The following is a 17356-nucleotide window of genomic DNA, read 5'->3' as shown; positions in this document are numbered from 1 at the left end:
GTGCCACAGAGTAGTCCTATTTTTTTTATTCATAAGTTAGCCTAAACTAACTAATATATTTTTTATTATAAGGAGGTTATTCGATGAAACAAGAAAAAAAGAGCGATATGTCTGTTCTGCTAAGTTACGCAGGCAGCCGTAGAGGCCTGACCTTCCTGGGACTGGCTTTATCCGCAGTATCCATGCTTCTTAGTATGGCACCCTACATCTGTATTTGGCTGGTGGCCAGGGATCTGATCGCCGTAGCACCAAAATGGACACAGGCGCAGAACGTTTCCAAGTATGGATGGATAGCCTTTGCCTTTGCAGTAGGCGGCATTATCCTGTATTTTGCAGGCTTGATGTGTACACATCTGGCAGCTTTTCGTACAGCTTCTAATATCCGTAAGCAGGGGGTTGCACATGTAATGAAAGCTCCCCTGGGCTTCTTTGATTCTAATGCTTCAGGTTTGATCCGCGGGCGGCTGGATGCGGCGGCAGCCGACACCGAAACCTTGCTTGCCCACAATCTGGCGGATATTGTAGGTACCATTGTGTTGTTTGTGGCCATGCTGGTGATGATGTTTGTTTTTGACTGGCGGATGGGAGCCGCTTGCCTTTTGGCGGCGGTGATTTCGGTCATTGCGATGTTTTCCATGATGGGTGGAAAAAACACCAAGTTGATGGCGGAATATCAGGCAGCCCAAGACCGTATGACTAAGGCTGGAACGGAGTACGTACGAGGGATTCCCGTAGTGAAAATCTTTCAGCAGACAGTTTACTCGTTCAAAGCATTTCAAGAAGCTATAGAAGATTACAGCAATAAAGCTGAACATTATCAGGCGGATGTGTGCAGGGTTCCTCAGTCTATTAACTTAACCTTTACCGAAGGCGCTTTTGTGTTTCTGGTACCGGTAGCCCTGTTCCTTGCACCGGGTGCAGTGACAGACGGTAATTTTGTCGCATTTGTCACTGACTTTGTTTTTTATGCAGTGTTTTCAGCCATCATTTCTACGGCGCTTGCAAAAATTATGTTCGCTTCCTCCGGTATGATGCTGGCTGGTACAGCTTTGGGGCGGATCAATCAGGTGATGGAAGCCCCCACTCTGAAAACACCTGGTAATCCACAGATACCACACAATAATAAAGTGGAATTTAAGGATGTGAGCTTTACCTATAACGGAGCTAAAAATCCGGCGCTCTCTCACGTTTCGTTTACAGCCTGGCCGGGACAGACCGTAGCATTGGTAGGACCCTCCGGAGGCGGTAAGACAACAGCAGCCAGTTTAATCCCGCGATTCTGGGATGTGACCACAGGAGCTGTGGAAGTTGGAGAGGTAAATGTTACGCAGATCGATCCACATGTTCTTATGGAGCAGGTAGCCTTTGTATTCCAGAATAACCGCCTATTCAAAGCGTCTATTCTGGAAAATGTTCGAGCCGCGCGCCCAGAAGCGACGAGAGAACAGGTGATGGAGGCGTTGATGGCTGCCCAGTGTGGAGATATTCTTGATAAGCTGCCGGATGGACCTGATACACAGATCGGAACCGAAGGAACATATCTTTCCGGTGGTGAACAGCAGCGTATCGCATTGGCCAGAGCTATTTTGAAGGATGCTCCTATTGTGGTTTTGGATGAGGCAACGGCCTTTGCCGATCCGGAGAATGAAGTGCTAATCCAAAAAGCTTTCGCTACTCTGACAAAAGGCCGCACGGTTATTATGATCGCGCACCGCCTTTCTACTGTTGTCGGCGCAGATAAGATCGTCGTCCTGGAGGAAGGACATGTTGCTGAGGAAGGTACCCATGAAGAGCTGATTGGCGCCAAAGGCGTGTATGCGCGGATGTGGGCCGATTATAACAAGGCAGTTCAATGGAAAATTACCAGTGAAAAGGAGGAGGAGTAGATGTTTGGAGAGAAATTTCAGCGAAAATATGCCCTGACGGATCAGGGAGTCCGGAATACAAAAAAAGGTACATTTTGGACGATTATTGTCAATCTGATCGTCATGGGCGGTGTCAGCATCCTGTATCTGGTGATGTCCGGATTCGCGGGAACTCTGACAGAGGGAAAGGAACTACCCGGTACAGCGATGATTATCGGACTGCTGGTTCTTTTTGTCCTTTTGTCCTTCGTGACGCATTTGCAGCAATATAGGGCTACCTATGGGCTGGTATATAATGAGGTTAAAGCTACACGTCTTAGTTTGGCAGAACGGCTTCGCAAGCTGCCGCTGGGATATTTTGGGAAACGTGATCTGGCAGACCTGACCGAGACAATCATGGGGGATGTCAACCGGATGGAGCATGTCTGGTCTCATGTGCTGGGCTACCTGTACGGTGCTTACATCTCTACGGCAATTATCGCCGTGTGTCTGCTTGTTTACAACTGGAGACTGGCTCTCGCCTGCCTATGGGGTGTACCGGTGGCTTTTGGTCTGTTGTTCGGCAGCCGTAAGATAGCTGCCCGCAGTGCAGAAAGGACAAAAAAGGCTGCTGTCCGAGTATCTGACGGTATTCAGGAAGCACTGGAAAATGTCAGAGAGATTCGTGCCACGAATCAGGAGGAACGGTTTTTGAACGGACTGAATCAAAAAATCGACGAACATGAACGAGTTACAATTCAGGGGGAATTAGGAACCGGTCTTTTTGTCAATGCTGCCAGCGTTATTATGCGTCTTGGTGTGGCAACAACCATTCTTGTAGGTGCTAATTTGATTCTATCTGGCAGTATTGATTTCATGCTTCTGTTCCTGTTTTTGCTTGTCATCACTCGTGTCTATGCTCCGTTCGACCAGAGTTTGGCGCTCATTGCAGAAATGTTTGTTTCCCAGGTATCTGCTGACCGTATGAATGAGATTTACGATACACCTACAGCAGAAGGGGCGGAAAAATTTGAGCCAGAGGGACATGATATTGTCTTTGAACACGTGGACTTTTCTTATGATGAGAAAGAAGTTCTGCATGATGTGAGCTTTACTGCAAAAGAAGGGGAAGTGACGGCGCTGGTAGGGCCATCCGGATCAGGCAAAAGTACCTGTGCCCGCCTCGCCGCAAGGCTGTGGGATATTTCCAAAGGTACGATTCGGGTAGGAGGTGTAGATATTTCTACCGTAGACCCAGAGGTACTGCTGCGAGATTATTCAATGGTATTTCAAGATGTGGTTTTATTCGATGATACAGTGATGGAGAACATCCGTCTTGGCAAACGCAACGCAACGGACGAAGAAGTGCGGGCCGCAGCCAAAGCCGCAAACTGCGATGAATTTGTGAAACGTCTGCCGCAGGGATATGACACCCCTATCGGAGAGAACGGAGCAAAGCTCTCCGGAGGTGAACGGCAGCGCATCTCTATCGCCCGAGCCTTATTGAAGGATGCACCGATTGTTCTCCTTGATGAAGCGACGGCCAGCCTGGATGTAGAAAATGAAACGAAGGTGCAAGGGGCACTCTCTCGCCTGCTAGAAGGAAAGACCGTACTTGTCATTGCTCACCGGATGCGTACGGTGGAAGCAGCCGATAAAATCGTTGTGCTGGCAGACGGTCAAGTGGCGGAAGAAGGATCTCCGGCAGATTTGATGAGAAAGAACGGCCTCTACCGCCGTATGGTGGAGCTGCAGCGGCAAAGCTCCGGATGGCGGTTAAATTAAGCAATCTAGCTTAGAAAGTCTTTAAAAGTTCTTTTACCCTCTCTTTACAAGGCAGACGATTGAGGCGTACTGGATACGCCGATTGTGGATAACACTGCAAATCACGAAAATATCATGGATTGAGGCGTGTGTGTCCTTGTAAAGAGAGGGTAGACTATCAGCATAGGCAGTAGCTGCAAGTTTAGATAAAGACAGGTACTATGAAAGAAAATTCTTTGATAATACCTGTCTTTTTGCATTTACTGTTTGAAATTGTGGTAAAGAATGAGTTAAAAAAGATATATCCTAAAGGGCATACTGTTATTCATTCCCTTTGGAAGGACAGGCTTATCCAGATAAGGTATACATTTAATATGCATTAAAATACTTATTTTGCGAAAAAGAATAAATTGAGTATAAACAGAATGTTTGTTCGATATATCTAGGCAAATGTGAAATATTGTGCTATACTGAACCGGTAAATATCAACAAATATCATGTAATGATGGGGAGTATCGCGAAGTCAAAAAAGCGTTTTTTAGTGACTTAATTCGTACAATGGGTATATTAGCCCTGTTTTTGGGTGTTTTATTGTACGAATTTTTCATAAGAAATGAGAAAATAATAGTCAAAGTAAGGAGTAGTTGACGTGGAAAAAGAAGAAAAATTATTTCATTTAGTATCGGAATATAAGCCCACAGGTGATCAACCGGAGGCGATAAAAAAGCTAGTGGAAGGATTTAAGGAAGGCAACCAATGCCAGACTTTACTAGGGGTTACGGGTTCCGGCAAGACATTTACAATGGCAAATGTGATCGAGCAGTTACAGAAGCCTACACTGATTATTGCACATAACAAGACACTGGCAGCCCAGTTGTACGGAGAATTTAAAGAATTCTTTCCCGATAATTCTGTAGAATATTTCGTCTCCTACTACGACTACTACCAGCCGGAAGCCTATGTTCCTTCCTCTGACACATACATTGCCAAAGATTCCTCTATCAACGATGAGATAGACAAGCTGCGACTTTCTGCCACAATGGCATTGATGGAGAGGCGGGATGTGGTAATTGTCGCCAGCGTCTCCTGCATTTATGGCTTGGGAAGTCCGGTGGACTATCAGAACATGGTGATTTCCCTGCGTCCGGGGATGGTGCGCGACAGAGACGAGGTGATGGCAAAGCTGGTGGAAATCCAGTATGATCGCAATGAGATGGATTTTCACCGTGGAACGTTTCGCGTGCGTGGCGATGTACTCGAAGTGATTCCAGCAAATTCTATGGATACGGCTGTGCGTATTGAGTGGTTTGGAGATGAAATTGACAGAATTACAGAAATAGATATACTTACTGGAGAAATAAAAGATGAACTCAAGCATGTGGCAATTTTTCCGGCATCCCATTATGTAGTTGATAAAGAGAACATACAGCGTGCAGTAAAGGATATAGAAGAGGAGCTTGAAGAACGGGTAAAAGAATTTAAACGCCAGGACAAGCTTTTAGAGGCGCAGCGGATTGCGGAGAGGACAAATTTTGATATTGAAATGTTGAAAGAGACTGGATTTTGCTCTGGGATAGAAAATTATTCTAGACATCTTGCCGGATTAAAACCCGGGCAGGCTCCATATACTCTGATTGATTATTTTCCAGATGACTTTATTATTATGATTGACGAGTCCCATAAAACAATACCACAGATTGGAGGGATGTATGCGGGGGATCAGTCTAGGAAGACGACACTGGTAGATTATGGCTTTCGCCTTCCATCGGCAAAAGACAACCGGCCGCTAAACTTTGGGGAATTTGAATCGAAAATCAATCAGGTATTGTTTGTTTCTGCAACACCTGGACCTTATGAGGAAGAACATGAGCTTCTGCGGACAGAACAGGTCATTCGGCCTACAGGACTTTTGGATCCAGAAGTAGTGGTACGTCCGGTAGAAGGGCAGATTGACGATCTGATTGGAGAAATCAACCGCGAAGTTTCTAAAAAGAATAAAGTATTGGTGACGACGCTGACAAAGCGTATGGCAGAAGACTTGACGGACTATATGCGTGAGGTAGGGATTCGGGTGAAATACCTCCATTCAGATGTAGATACGCTGGAACGGACGGAGATTATCCGGGATATGCGCCTGGATGTTTTTGATGTCCTGGTGGGAATCAATCTTTTGAGAGAAGGGCTGGATATTCCGGAAATTACTCTGGTTGCAATATTAGATGCAGACAAAGAGGGGTTTCTTCGTTCCGAGACATCTCTGATTCAGACAATTGGGCGGGCAGCTCGAAATGCAGAAGGGCATGTCATTATGTATGCAGATACAATTACAGATTCGATGCGCCTTGCAATGGAAGAGACAAGACGGCGCCGTGAGATTCAGATGAAATATAATGAGGAGCATGGAATTACACCGCAGACTATTCAGAAATCAGTAAGAGATTTAATTAGTATTTCAAGAAAAGTAGCGGCAGAAGAGATGCGTATTGAAAAAGATCCGGAATCTATGAGTAAAAAAGAACTGGAAAAGTTGATTGCGGATATTACAAAGCAAATGAAGAAAGCAGCGGCCGAATTGAATTTCGAAACGGCGGCAGAGCTGCGTGATAAACTCGTTGAATTGAAAAAATACTTGAATGAATTAGAAGATTAGTGAGACGGCTTGAAAGAGGACAGCATATTAGAAAGGATATACCATACTATGGGAATAAAGATGGATGCACGTAAATATATAAAAATACGAGGTGCAAATGAGAATAATTTAAAAAATATAGATTTGGACATACCAAGGAATGAGTTAGTTGTTTTTACAGGGCTAAGCGGATCGGGAAAATCATCGCTTGCGTTTGATACGATTTATGCAGAGGGACAGAGGCGTTATATGGAATCACTTTCTTCCTATGCCAGACAGTTTTTAGGGCAGATGGAGAAACCGAATGTAGAGAGTATTGAAGGCTTATCTCCGGCGATTTCCATTGATCAGAAGTCGACAAACCATAATCCACGTTCTACGGTAGGAACCGTGACGGAGATCTATGATTATTTCCGTCTGCTTTATGCGCGTATAGGAATACCGCATTGTCCGAAATGTGGCAGAGAAATTAAAAAGCAGACAGTGGATCAGATGGTAGATCAGGTGATGGCATTGCCGGAGGGAACAAGGATTCAGCTTTTGGCACCGGTTGTCAGAGGTAGGAAGGGAACCCATGCTAAATTATTTGACAGAGCGAAAAAAAACGGATATGTGCGCGTGCGGGTAGATGGAAATCTGTATGAACTGTCAGAAGAAATTTCTCTGGACAAAAATATCAAACATACTATTGAGATTATTGTAGACCGGCTGATTGTAAAGCCGGGGATAGAGAAACGACTGACAGATTCTGTTGAAGGTGTGCTGCATTTAGCGGAAGGTCTGCTGGTTGTAGATGTTATAGGAGGAGAAGCGTTGAATTTCAGCCAAAGCTTTTCCTGTCCTGACTGTGGAATTAGTATTGAGGAGATTGAGCCAAGAAGTTTTTCTTTTAATAATCCATTTGGGGCTTGTCCGGAGTGTTATGGATTAGGGTATAAGATGGAATTTGCAGAAGAATTGATGATTCCGGACCCTTCTTTGTCAATCAATGAGGGTGCGATTGCAGTTATGGGATGGCAGTCCTGTACGGATAAATCCAGCTTTACGAGAGCAATACTGGATGCTTTATGTAAAGAATACAAATTTGATTTGGACACACCGTTTGAGAAATATCCGAAAAAAATACACGATGTATTAATTTATGGGACAAATGGGAAATCTGTAAAGGTATACTATAAAGGACAGCGCGGAGAGGGAGTCTACGATGTAGCATTTGAAGGATTGATAAAAAATGTAGAACGCAGGTATCGTGAGACGGGTTCGGATGTAATGAAGGCGGAGTATGAGACATTTATGAATATTACGCCCTGTTCTGCATGTAATGGACAGAGGTTAAAGCCGGGTGCGCTGGCAGTTACAGTAGGGGAGAAAAATATTGCAGAAGTAACGGCTCTTTCGATTGAAAAGCTGAAAATATTTTTGTCTTCTTTGGAACTGACAGAGACGCAGAAACTAATTGGAGGTCAGATATTAAAAGAAATTGATGCCAGAACACAGTTCTTGCTGGATGTAGGGCTGGAATACCTGACTCTTTCCAGAGCAGCAGGTTCACTGTCCGGAGGAGAGGCGCAGAGAATCCGTCTGGCGACACAGATAGGGTCAGGTTTGGTAGGAGTGGCGTATATTCTGGATGAACCGAGTATCGGATTGCACCAGAGAGACAATGATAAACTGCTCGCTACTTTAAAGCATCTTCGTGACTTAGGGAATACTTTGATCGTAGTAGAGCATGATGAGGACACAATGCTTGCGGCAGACTGCGTGGTGGATATTGGACCAGGAGCCGGAGAGCATGGGGGTGAGGTTGTTGCAGTCGGTACGGCGCGGGAAATTATGAACAATAAAAATTCGATAACTGGAGCATATTTAAGCGGAAAAATTAAAATTCCAGTGCCAGGAGAGAGAAAAAAGCCTTCAGGATTTCTGAAAATTGTAGGAGCGCAGGAAAACAATTTAAAAAATATTGATGTGAAGATTCCATTAGGAGTAATGACTTGTGTTACAGGTGTCTCAGGCTCTGGAAAGAGCTCCCTCATCAATGAGATTTTATACAAAAAGCTGGCAAAAGAATTAAACCGTGCCCGGACAATTCCTGGAAAACATAAGCGGATTGAAGGACTAGAACAGGTTGATAAGGTGATCGATATCGATCAGTCTCCAATAGGCAGAACCCCCCGTTCTAATCCGGCGACTTACACAGGAGTGTTTGATTTGATCCGGGATCTGTTTGCGGCGACGCCGGATGCGAAAGCCAGGGGATACAAAAAAGGAAGATTTAGTTTCAATGTCAAGGGTGGGCGTTGTGAAGCATGCAGCGGCGACGGAATTATAAAAATTGAGATGCACTTTTTGCCGGATGTATATGTACCATGTGAAGTGTGCGGCGGAAAACGATATAATCGTGAAACTCTGGAAGTAAAATATAAGGGAAAAACGATTTATGACGTCCTGAATATGACAGTGGAAGAGGCTTTAAAATTTTTTGAACATGTTCCGAGTATCCGAAGAAAAATGGAGACACTAAATGATGTCGGACTCTCCTATATCCGTCTGGGGCAGCCGTCCACAGAGCTTTCCGGAGGTGAAGCACAGCGGATTAAGCTGGCATCAGAATTAAGTCGCAGAAGTACAGGAAAAACAGTATATATACTGGATGAGCCAACGACAGGCTTACATTTTGCAGATGTGCATAAGCTGACAGAAATTCTGCGCAGACTGTCAGGAGATGGAAATACAGTCGTAGTGATCGAGCATAATTTAGATGTCATCAAAACAGCAGATTATATTATTGATATCGGACCAGAAGGCGGCGATAAAGGAGGAACGATTGTTGCGACAGGTACGCCTGAGGAAGTGGCGAAGAACAAAAAATCTTATACAGGTAAGTATATTGACGCAATCCTTAAGAAAAACTAAAAATATGAAAAAGGGGTTTCCATTTCTGGAAAAGTTTATTATACTATTGGTGCAGATGAAGAGGTAAGCAGGGGAAACACAGCTTATCTGCACATATGGATTGGATAAAAGTCTGCTGTGCCAGACAGTAAGATACAGGGGAGAAGAGTGGAAGAGTATAGAGAAATTAGAAGGGAGAGTCAGTATGTCAGTGGATATCGGGATAGATTTAGGTACGGCTAGTGTGCTCGTATATGTAAAAGGGAAAGGAGTAGTGTTAAAAGAGCCGTCTGTAGTGGCATTTGACAGAGATACAAATGTAATTAAAGCAATTGGAGAAGAAGCGCGCCTGATGCTTGGAAGGACGCCGGGGAATATTGTTGCAGTTCGCCCGCTTCGTCAGGGAGTAATTTCAGATTATACTGTAACAGAAAAAATGATTAAATATTTTGTACAGAAATCCCTGGGAAAACGAACCTTTAAAAAGCCGCGGATCAGTATTTGTGTACCGAGTGGTGTGACAGAGGTAGAGAAAAAAGCAGTGGAAGAGGCTACTTTTGCGGCAGGAGCAAGAGAAGTACATTTGATTGAAGAGCCGGTTGCGGCTGCAATCGGGGCAGGGATAGACATTGCAAAGCCTTGCGGGAACATGATTGTAGACATCGGAGGAGGAACGGCAGACATTGCAGTGATTTCTCTGGGCGGTACGGTTGTCAATACTTCAATAAAGGTTGCAGGAGATGATTTTGACGAGGCGATTGTCAGATATATGCGGAAGAAACATAATCTTCTGATTGGCGAGCGAACAGCCGAAGATATAAAGATCAAGATTGGAACAACCTATCCTCTGGTGGAAGAGGAGACACTGGAAGTCAGGGGGAGAAATCTGGTGACAGGCTTGCCAAAGACGGTGACAGTAACTTCCTCTGAGACGGAGGAGGCACTACGGGAGGCAACCGGTCAGATTGTAGAAGCAGTCATTTCTGTATTAGAACAGACGCCGCCGGAATTATCAGCGGATATTCTGGACAGAGGCATTGTTTTAACTGGAGGGGGAGCGATGCTGCGCGGTTTGGAAGAATTAATAGAAGAAAAAACAGGGATTAATACAATGACAGCAGAAGATCCGATGAAGGTGGTAGCCATTGGAACAGGTCAGTTTGTTGAATTTATGAGTGGCAGAAAAGATTTTTAGATAGGAAAGAGCAGGGACGGGGGTGTGTAAAAGAGACACATCTCCGTTTTAGCTATATAGGGATGGAAGAAGGAGAAAAGAGTGGAAGTAGTTACTGGATATGTGGAGCATATTGTATTCCGCAACGAAGAAAATGGATATACCGTACTGAATCTGGAAAATGAAGATGGGGAAATAACCTGTGTGGGAGAATTTAATTTTATCAATGAGGGGGAACTGATGGAACTACATGGGGAATATGTCAACCACAGTGTTTACGGAAATCAGTTTAAAGTAGTTTCACATGAAGTAAAAGAACCGGAAGATAAGGCGTCCATTGAAAGATATTTAGGCTCCGGAGCTATAAAAGGAGTCGGTGCGGCTTTGGCAGCGCGGATTGTGGCAAAATTTCAGGAGGACACCTTCCGAATCATCGAACAGGAGCCGGAACGTCTGGCAGAAGTAAAGGGAATCAGTGAGAGGAAAGCCAGAGAAATTGCAGAGCAGATAGAAGAAAAAAAGGACATGCGGCAGGCAATGATTTATCTCCAGAAATATGGTATATCGATTACACTGGCGGCAAAGATTTATCGGCATTATGGAGAAAAGATATACCATGTAATGGAAGAAAATCCATATCAGTTGGCAGATAATATAGAAGGAATTGGATTTAAAACAGCGGATGAGATTGCTTCTAGAATTGGGATTCATACAGATTCAGACTACCGGATTCGAAGCGGATTATTTTATACGTTACAGCAGGCAGTAGGGGAAGGGCATATCTATCTTCCGCAGGAAATACTGCTAAAAAGGGCGGGAGAGCTTCTGGAGGTAGAAATCAAAGATATCGAAAAATATGTGATGGATCTGTGCATAGAGCGCAAAACCGTGATGAAAGAAATTGAAGGAGAAATCTGTGTTTATCCCGCCCATTACTATTATATGGAACTAAATACGGCAAAAATGCTTCACGATTTAGATATAGACTGCAAAATGCCAGAGGACATGATGGAAAAGCGTTTGCAAAAGGTAGAAGAGCAGGAACAAATTTCTTTAGACAGGTTACAGCACAAGGCGGTAATTGAAGCGATCAAGCATGGGCTTTTGGTTCTTACAGGAGGTCCGGGCACTGGAAAAACAACAACGATCAATACGATGATACAATTTTTTGAAAAGGAAGGAATGAGTATTCTGCTCGCAGCTCCCACCGGACGTGCAGCAAAAAGAATGACAGAGGCGACAGGATATGAGGCGCAGACAATCCATCGGCTGTTGGAAGTAAACGGAAATCCGGAGGAAGAAGGAAATATAGGCGGGTTTATGAGAAATAGGGAGAACCCATTGGAAGCAGACGTGATTATTATTGATGAAATGTCTATGGTGGATCTGCCGCTTATGCATGCCCTGTTATCTGCGGTGATCCCGGGAACGCGCCTCATACTTGTCGGTGATGTCAATCAGCTCCCATCGGTTGGGCCTGGAAGCGTGCTCAAGGATATTATTTCTTCAAGGCGGTTTCCGGTAGTAACCCTGACAAAAATATTCCGCCAGGCAGGTGAAAGTGATATTGTAGTAAACGCTCATAAAATCAATGCAGGCGAACCAGTTATCCTGAATAATAAGAGCAGAGACTTTTTCTTTTTAAAAAGACAGGACGCAGATGTGATTATCAGCGTAGTACTTACCCTTATTCAAAAAAAACTTCCTAAATACGTGGATGCGCTTCCGACAGAAATTCAAGTAATGACACCGACAAGGAAGGGATTGCTTGGAGTTGAACGGCTGAATACGATTCTTCAGAAATATTTAAATCCAGAAGCGCCGCAGAAGGAAGAAAAAGAAATAAACGGCAGGATTTTTCGTGTGGGAGATAAAGTCATGCAGATAAAAAACAACTACCAGTTGGAATGGGAGGTCAGCACAAAGTTTGGACTTACGGTCGATAAAGGAATGGGTGTGTTTAATGGGGATATGGGGATTGTACAGGAAATTCATTTTTATGATGAGACATTGACAGTCGGATATGATGAAGGGCGGAAGGTCAAATATCCATTTGACATGCTGGATGAATTAGAGCTTGCTTATGCAATTACAGTGCATAAATCTCAGGGGAGTGAATATCCGGCGGTGATTCTTCCTCTCCTTTCGGGTCCGCGGCTTTTATATAACCGTAATCTTTTATATACAGCAGTGACAAGAGCGAAAAAATGTCTGACAATTGTAGGGAGTGATGCGACATTTCAAGAGATGATACAAAACAAAAACGAACAGGGAAGATATACAAGCCTGTCAGAGCGTATTTTAGAATTTTAGATTTATTATATCCGCCGGTGTGCCCGTTCTGTGGGAAAATTGAAAAAGAAGGAATATGTCTGGGGTGCAGAAAAAAGATAAGATACATAGAAGAGCCGCGTTGTATGAAATGCGGAAAGCCTGTGGAAAAAGAGGAAACAGAGTTCTGCCGAGACTGCCGGAAGCACAGTTTAGCTTATACACAGGGAAAAAGTCTGTGGCTGCACAGAGAACCAGTAAGCCATGCAATTTATCAGTTTAAATATCACAACAAAAGGGTGTATGCGAAAGTTTTTGCAGAAGAGCTGGCTAAGCGGTACGGCAGACAGGTTTATAAATGGAAAATAGAAGAAATTCTTCCGATTCCTCTCCATCCCTCGAAGCAAAAAAAGAGAGGCTTTAACCAGGCCGAGTTATTAGGCAGAGAATTGGGAAAACAGACGGGGATTCCAGTCAATACAGAGGCATTATTCCGCGTAAAAAGGACAAAGCCGCAAAAAAAATTGGATGACAAGGAACGGGGCGAAAATATGCAAGGCGCATTCGGAGTGGCAAAAGCATGGAAGGCAAAGAACAATGTCCTGCTTATTGATGATATTTATACGACAGGAAACACCATACATACGGCGGCAAAAATACTGAAAAAGGCCGGAGTCCAAAATGTTTACTTTTTGACTATAAGCATTGGACAAGGGCTTTGAGTGTATGCTATACTAAAAATGATGTGTTAATATAAATAAGGGCGAAAATAGAGTGAATCATAGAAAGGTGTGCAAGGTACATATGTTGGACAAAAGCAGGATACGCCTGATGACAAGGGCGGCGATCTATGAAAAGAACCAGGCGGAAGAGGATTTGAAAATCAGCAGTTATTATAAAAAAGATTATGCAAGCCTGCATACATGGATTACTCTTGTATGGGTTACAATCGGGTATGTCTGTGCAGCGGGACTGGTAGTTTTTTGCTATTCAGACAGCCTGCTGGAGGATTTGAATTTTGCAAAGTTATTTGTCATAGCGGCTGTGGCGATCGGCGCTTACCTTGTTCTGATTGTTATATACGGCGTCTGTGCGAGTGGATTTTACAAGAAAAAACATAATCAGGCAAAGCAGAGAGTGAAGAAATATTACAGGGATTTATCCCGTCTGGGAAAGATGTATATGAAGGAGAAAAAGTAGGGTATGAGTACATTACTGGTTTTAAGAGAACAGATGCAGCAGATATATGCGAAATATTCTATGTATATAATAAAAGCGCTGCAGTTTTTATTCGGAATACTTTTATTTGGAGCAATTAATGCGAATATCGGATTTATGAAGAGCGCTTCTTCCATCCTATGTACATTAGGGCTTGCAGCAGTTTGTGCTTTTCTGCCGCTTCTGATTACAGTGATTGCGGCGACCATTCTGGTTATCATACATCTATATGTCCTATCTGTGCCGATTGCAGCTTTTACGGCGTTGATTTTCTTGATGATGTATATTTTTTATTTTCGTTTTACACCGAAAAATGCGTGGGTAGTTTTGATTGCTCTGCTGGCCTGTATTTATAAACTTCCTGTCATTGTTCCGGTGGCATTTGGACTTTTAGGGGGACCAGTCTTTGTTGTGCCGGCTATATGCGGGGTGATTGCCTATTACATGGTGCATCTGGTAAAAATATCTTCTACTGCTCTGCAGGGAGCAGACGCAGGAGGCATGATAAGCGGGCTTATGACTTTTGCGAAACAGGCGATTGGCAATAAAGAAATGTGGACGATGGTACTGGCAGTTGCAATTAGTTTTTTAGTAGTAAATGCGATACGGACTCGGGCGGTGGATCACGCATGGAAGATTGCTTCTGCAGCAGGGGCTGTCACTGCAGTTATCATTGGTATGGCCGGAAATCTTGCACTTGGACTGCATATTTCTTATATCATTTTGATTGGCAGCGGTGTTGTGGCGGTGTTGATAGGATTCGTGCTGGAATTTCTTTTCTTTTCTGTGGATTATTCTAGAACAGAGCATATACAATTTGAAGATGATGAATACTATTATTATGTAAAAGCAGTGCCGAAAGTAGGAGTGGCAGTGCCGGAGAAAAGCGTGAAGCATATAACAGAGCATCAGGGGCAGGAAACAGTCGCTATCGATCTGGAAGAAATACAAAATAAGGCAGAGGGCATGCCAAAGGGGATTAGAAAGAAGCCTGTCCAGAGAAAAACAGCAGGAAACAGCAGGGAGGAAAGAGCGAAGTCTACAGATGAAATTCTCCTTACGAGAAGTTTGAGCAAGGAACTTGGCCTGGATAAAGAAAAACAGAAATAAGGCGGTGACATAGTGAGAATATGGCTTAGCGGATTTTTTAAAAACTATATAGACGGCTGGTATTTTCCGAATATACATGTGACAGACATCATTGAAATCCTCATTGTTGCTGTGATTGTATATGAAATTATGCTCTGGATTAAGAATACAAAGGCATGGATGCTGCTTCGGGGGATTATTATACTTTTCCTGTTTATTTTGATTGCAGCTATTTTTCAGATGCATACAATCCTTTTTCTGGCCAGAGAGTCAATCAATGTACTTGCTGTGGCCGCAGTCGTGGTGTTCCAGCCGGAGCTTCGCCGCGCATTGGAAAAGCTGGGAGAAAAAAATCTGCTGAGTAATATCAATCCATTTGATAAAAATAAAGAGAACCAGAGATTTTCAGACGAGACGATTGACGGGATTGTTACGGCATGTTTTGATATGGGCAGCGTATGCACAGGAGCGCTGATAGTTGTAGAGCAGGCTACGCGGCTTACAGAGTATGAAATGACCGGAATAGAATTAGACTGTAAAATTTCTTCTCAAGTTTTGTTGAATATTTTTGAACATAATACACCGCTTCACGACGGCGCAGTCATTGTACGCGGTGATAGAATTACCTCTGCAACATGTTATCTGCCGCTTTCAGATAATATGCAGATTAGCAAGGATCTGGGAACGCGGCACAGGGCGGCGTTGGGAATGAGCGAGGTATGCGATGCTCTGGTGATTGTCGTATCAGAAGAAACCGGAAAGGTTTCTGTTGCAATGGGAGGCTATCTGACAAGAGGCATAACAAGAGAATATCTGGCTGCAAGGCTGCACCAGATTCAGAATAGAAGTCCTGAATCTAAGAAATTTACTCTGTGGAAGAAAGGACGGCGGAAAGATGAAGAAGTATAGTTTGACACGTAATTTTGGACTGAAGATTATGGCATTTGTTTTCGCTGCCCTGCTCTGGCTGATCGTAGTAAATATTGACGATCCTGTATCAAAAGCAACGTTCTCTGATGTGGACGTGATGATTACGAATCCAGAGGTTGTGACAAACCAGGGGAAAGTATATCAGGTCTTAGATGAACAGAAGACGTCTGTGACAGTTTATGCAAAGCGTTCTGTGCTGGCTGACATTGCAAAAGAGGACATTGTTGCTACGGCGGATCTAAGCGCAATGGATACAAACACATATCTTGTCCCAATTTCTGTGAGTGTAAAAGGAGTTTCTGGGGGATATGAATCGGCAGAGGCAAACCCAGGGAATCTGAAGATTAAAATAGAAGGAAAGACAAAGAATACATTTCCGCTTACGGTCAGCGCTACGGGAACACCGCGGGATGGTTATATCGTCGGAGAGATGACAGTAAATCCGGAGAAGATCTCTATCGGAGGCTCTGAATCTCAGATACAGCAGATCAGCAAGGCAGTCGCTAAAATTGACGTATCTGGACTTTCTAAGGATACGGAAGTAGAGGCAGAACTTATCTTGTATGATGTCAACGGAAATGCGATAGACCAGACACAACTGACGAATAACCTGGGAGAACAGGGAATTACGGTATATGTAGAAATGCTGGAAACGAAAACAGTACCGCTTGTATTTGGCGTTACAGGCAGTCCGGCGGAGGGGTACCTGTATGCAGGTCTGACTGCAGAGCCCGAAAGTATTCAAATATGCGGAGATAGAGAGACACTGGATGAAATTGAATCAATAGAAATACCAGACTCCGAGATAGACATCAGTGGGATCCAGGAAAAAGAGGAAAGAACGGTTGATATTCTTCCATATCTTCCAGAAGGCGTCAGCCTGGCGGAAGAGACTGCAAATAATGTAGTTGTTACAATTCTGATAGAGCAGGAAGGAGTCAAGACAGTTGAGGTGCAGGCAGAATCAATCAAGGTCAGCAACCTTTCAGACAAGCTGAAGATCAGCTATGAGATTGGTGCGGAGATTTCCCTGCAGTTTACAGGAAAGGAAGAATTATTGGAGACATTGGATATTACCGAAGCGGTTTCTATTGATCTAAAAAAATACACAGACCCCGGTACATATGAAGTGCCGGTGACAGTAGATGTTCCGGAGGGGATCAGTTTAAAAGAGACCCCTACAATCAAAGTTATATTAGAAGAAAAAGAAAGTTAGAATAGGAAAGGCGTATACAGGGATGGTTAGTGGAAAAGTAAAGATTAAGAATCCTACCGGTCTGCACTTAAGACCGGCGGGATTGTTCTGTAAAACAGCAATGCAGTTTGGATGTAAAATTGTCATCCGAAAAATAAATAAGTCGGAGGACGTAACTGCAAATGCGAAAAGCGTGCTAAGTGTATTAGGGGCATGCATAAAGAGTGGAGATGAGATCGAGATTTTATGTGAGGGAAAAGATGAAGAGGAAGCTCTAGAAGAGATGGTACGCATTGTAGAGGATGGTTTAGGTGAATAAAAACGGACAAGGATTACAGCGTGTCCGG

General features: G+C 43.7%; 12 protein-coding genes. All 12 read left to right on the top strand.

Annotated features, from left to right (window positions below):
- Window positions 1–83 precede the first annotated feature (83 nt).
- The 12 genes from ACZ5C4_RS11465 to ACZ5C4_RS11410 all read left to right on the top strand — a co-directional run bounded on the left by ACZ5C4_RS11465 (window position 84) and on the right by ACZ5C4_RS11410 (window position 17328).
- Complete coding sequence (locus tag ACZ5C4_RS11465) at window positions 84–1886, top strand: ABC transporter ATP-binding protein (RefSeq protein ID WP_464521103.1); 1803 nt, start codon at window positions 84–86, stop codon at window positions 1884–1886.
- A complete protein-coding gene (locus ACZ5C4_RS11460; protein WP_464521102.1) occupies window positions 1887–3629 on the top strand; it encodes an ABC transporter ATP-binding protein in 1743 nt (580 codons plus the stop codon).
- A gap of 628 nt (window positions 3630–4257) precedes the next feature.
- On the top strand, window positions 4258–6258 hold the full coding sequence (uvrB, locus tag ACZ5C4_RS11455; protein WP_464521101.1) for an excinuclease ABC subunit UvrB: 2001 nt from the start codon (window positions 4258–4260) through the stop codon (window positions 6256–6258).
- A gap of 48 nt (window positions 6259–6306) precedes the next feature.
- The gene (gene uvrA, locus ACZ5C4_RS11450; RefSeq protein WP_464521100.1) at window positions 6307–9153 is read left to right on the top strand and encodes an excinuclease ABC subunit UvrA; all 2847 of its coding nucleotides are present in this window, start codon (window positions 6307–6309) and stop codon (window positions 9151–9153) included.
- Window positions 9154–9337: 184 nt separating this feature from the next.
- On the top strand, window positions 9338–10327 hold the full coding sequence (gene mreB / locus ACZ5C4_RS11445; RefSeq protein ID WP_186874193.1) for a rod shape-determining protein: 990 nt from the start codon (window positions 9338–9340) through the stop codon (window positions 10325–10327).
- A gap of 81 nt (window positions 10328–10408) precedes the next feature.
- On the top strand, window positions 10409–12619 hold the full coding sequence (gene recD2, locus ACZ5C4_RS11440) for an SF1B family DNA helicase RecD2 (protein ID WP_464521099.1): 2211 nt from the start codon (window positions 10409–10411) through the stop codon (window positions 12617–12619).
- A gap of 53 nt (window positions 12620–12672) precedes the next feature.
- The gene (locus ACZ5C4_RS11435; protein ID WP_464522340.1) at window positions 12673–13299 is read left to right on the top strand and encodes a ComF family protein; all 627 of its coding nucleotides are present in this window, start codon (window positions 12673–12675) and stop codon (window positions 13297–13299) included.
- An 82-nt stretch (window positions 13300–13381) separates the two neighbouring features.
- The gene (locus ACZ5C4_RS11430; protein WP_464522339.1) at window positions 13382–13777 is read left to right on the top strand and encodes a hypothetical protein; all 396 of its coding nucleotides are present in this window, start codon (window positions 13382–13384) and stop codon (window positions 13775–13777) included.
- A gap of 3 nt (window positions 13778–13780) precedes the next feature.
- On the top strand, window positions 13781–14905 hold the full coding sequence (locus ACZ5C4_RS11425) for a hypothetical protein (protein ID WP_464521098.1): 1125 nt from the start codon (window positions 13781–13783) through the stop codon (window positions 14903–14905).
- 18 nt (window positions 14906–14923) lie between these two features.
- Window positions 14924–15793, top strand: a complete 870-nt coding sequence (cdaA, locus tag ACZ5C4_RS11420; protein ID WP_464522338.1) for a diadenylate cyclase CdaA — start codon at window positions 14924–14926, stop codon at window positions 15791–15793.
- Window positions 15780–17030, top strand: coding sequence for a CdaR family protein (locus ACZ5C4_RS11415; RefSeq protein WP_464521097.1), 1251 nt, complete (start codon window positions 15780–15782; stop codon window positions 17028–17030). The genes cdaA and ACZ5C4_RS11415 overlap by 14 nt, the downstream gene beginning before the upstream one ends.
- Before the next feature lie 22 nt (window positions 17031–17052).
- The gene (locus ACZ5C4_RS11410; RefSeq protein WP_186874199.1) at window positions 17053–17328 is read left to right on the top strand and encodes an HPr family phosphocarrier protein; all 276 of its coding nucleotides are present in this window, start codon (window positions 17053–17055) and stop codon (window positions 17326–17328) included.
- The last annotated feature ends 28 nt before the right edge of the window (window positions 17329–17356 follow it).

The sequence above is a fragment of the Mediterraneibacter flintii genome, from assembly GCF_055387595.1.
This window is presented reverse-complemented; position numbering and strand designations above follow the sequence as displayed.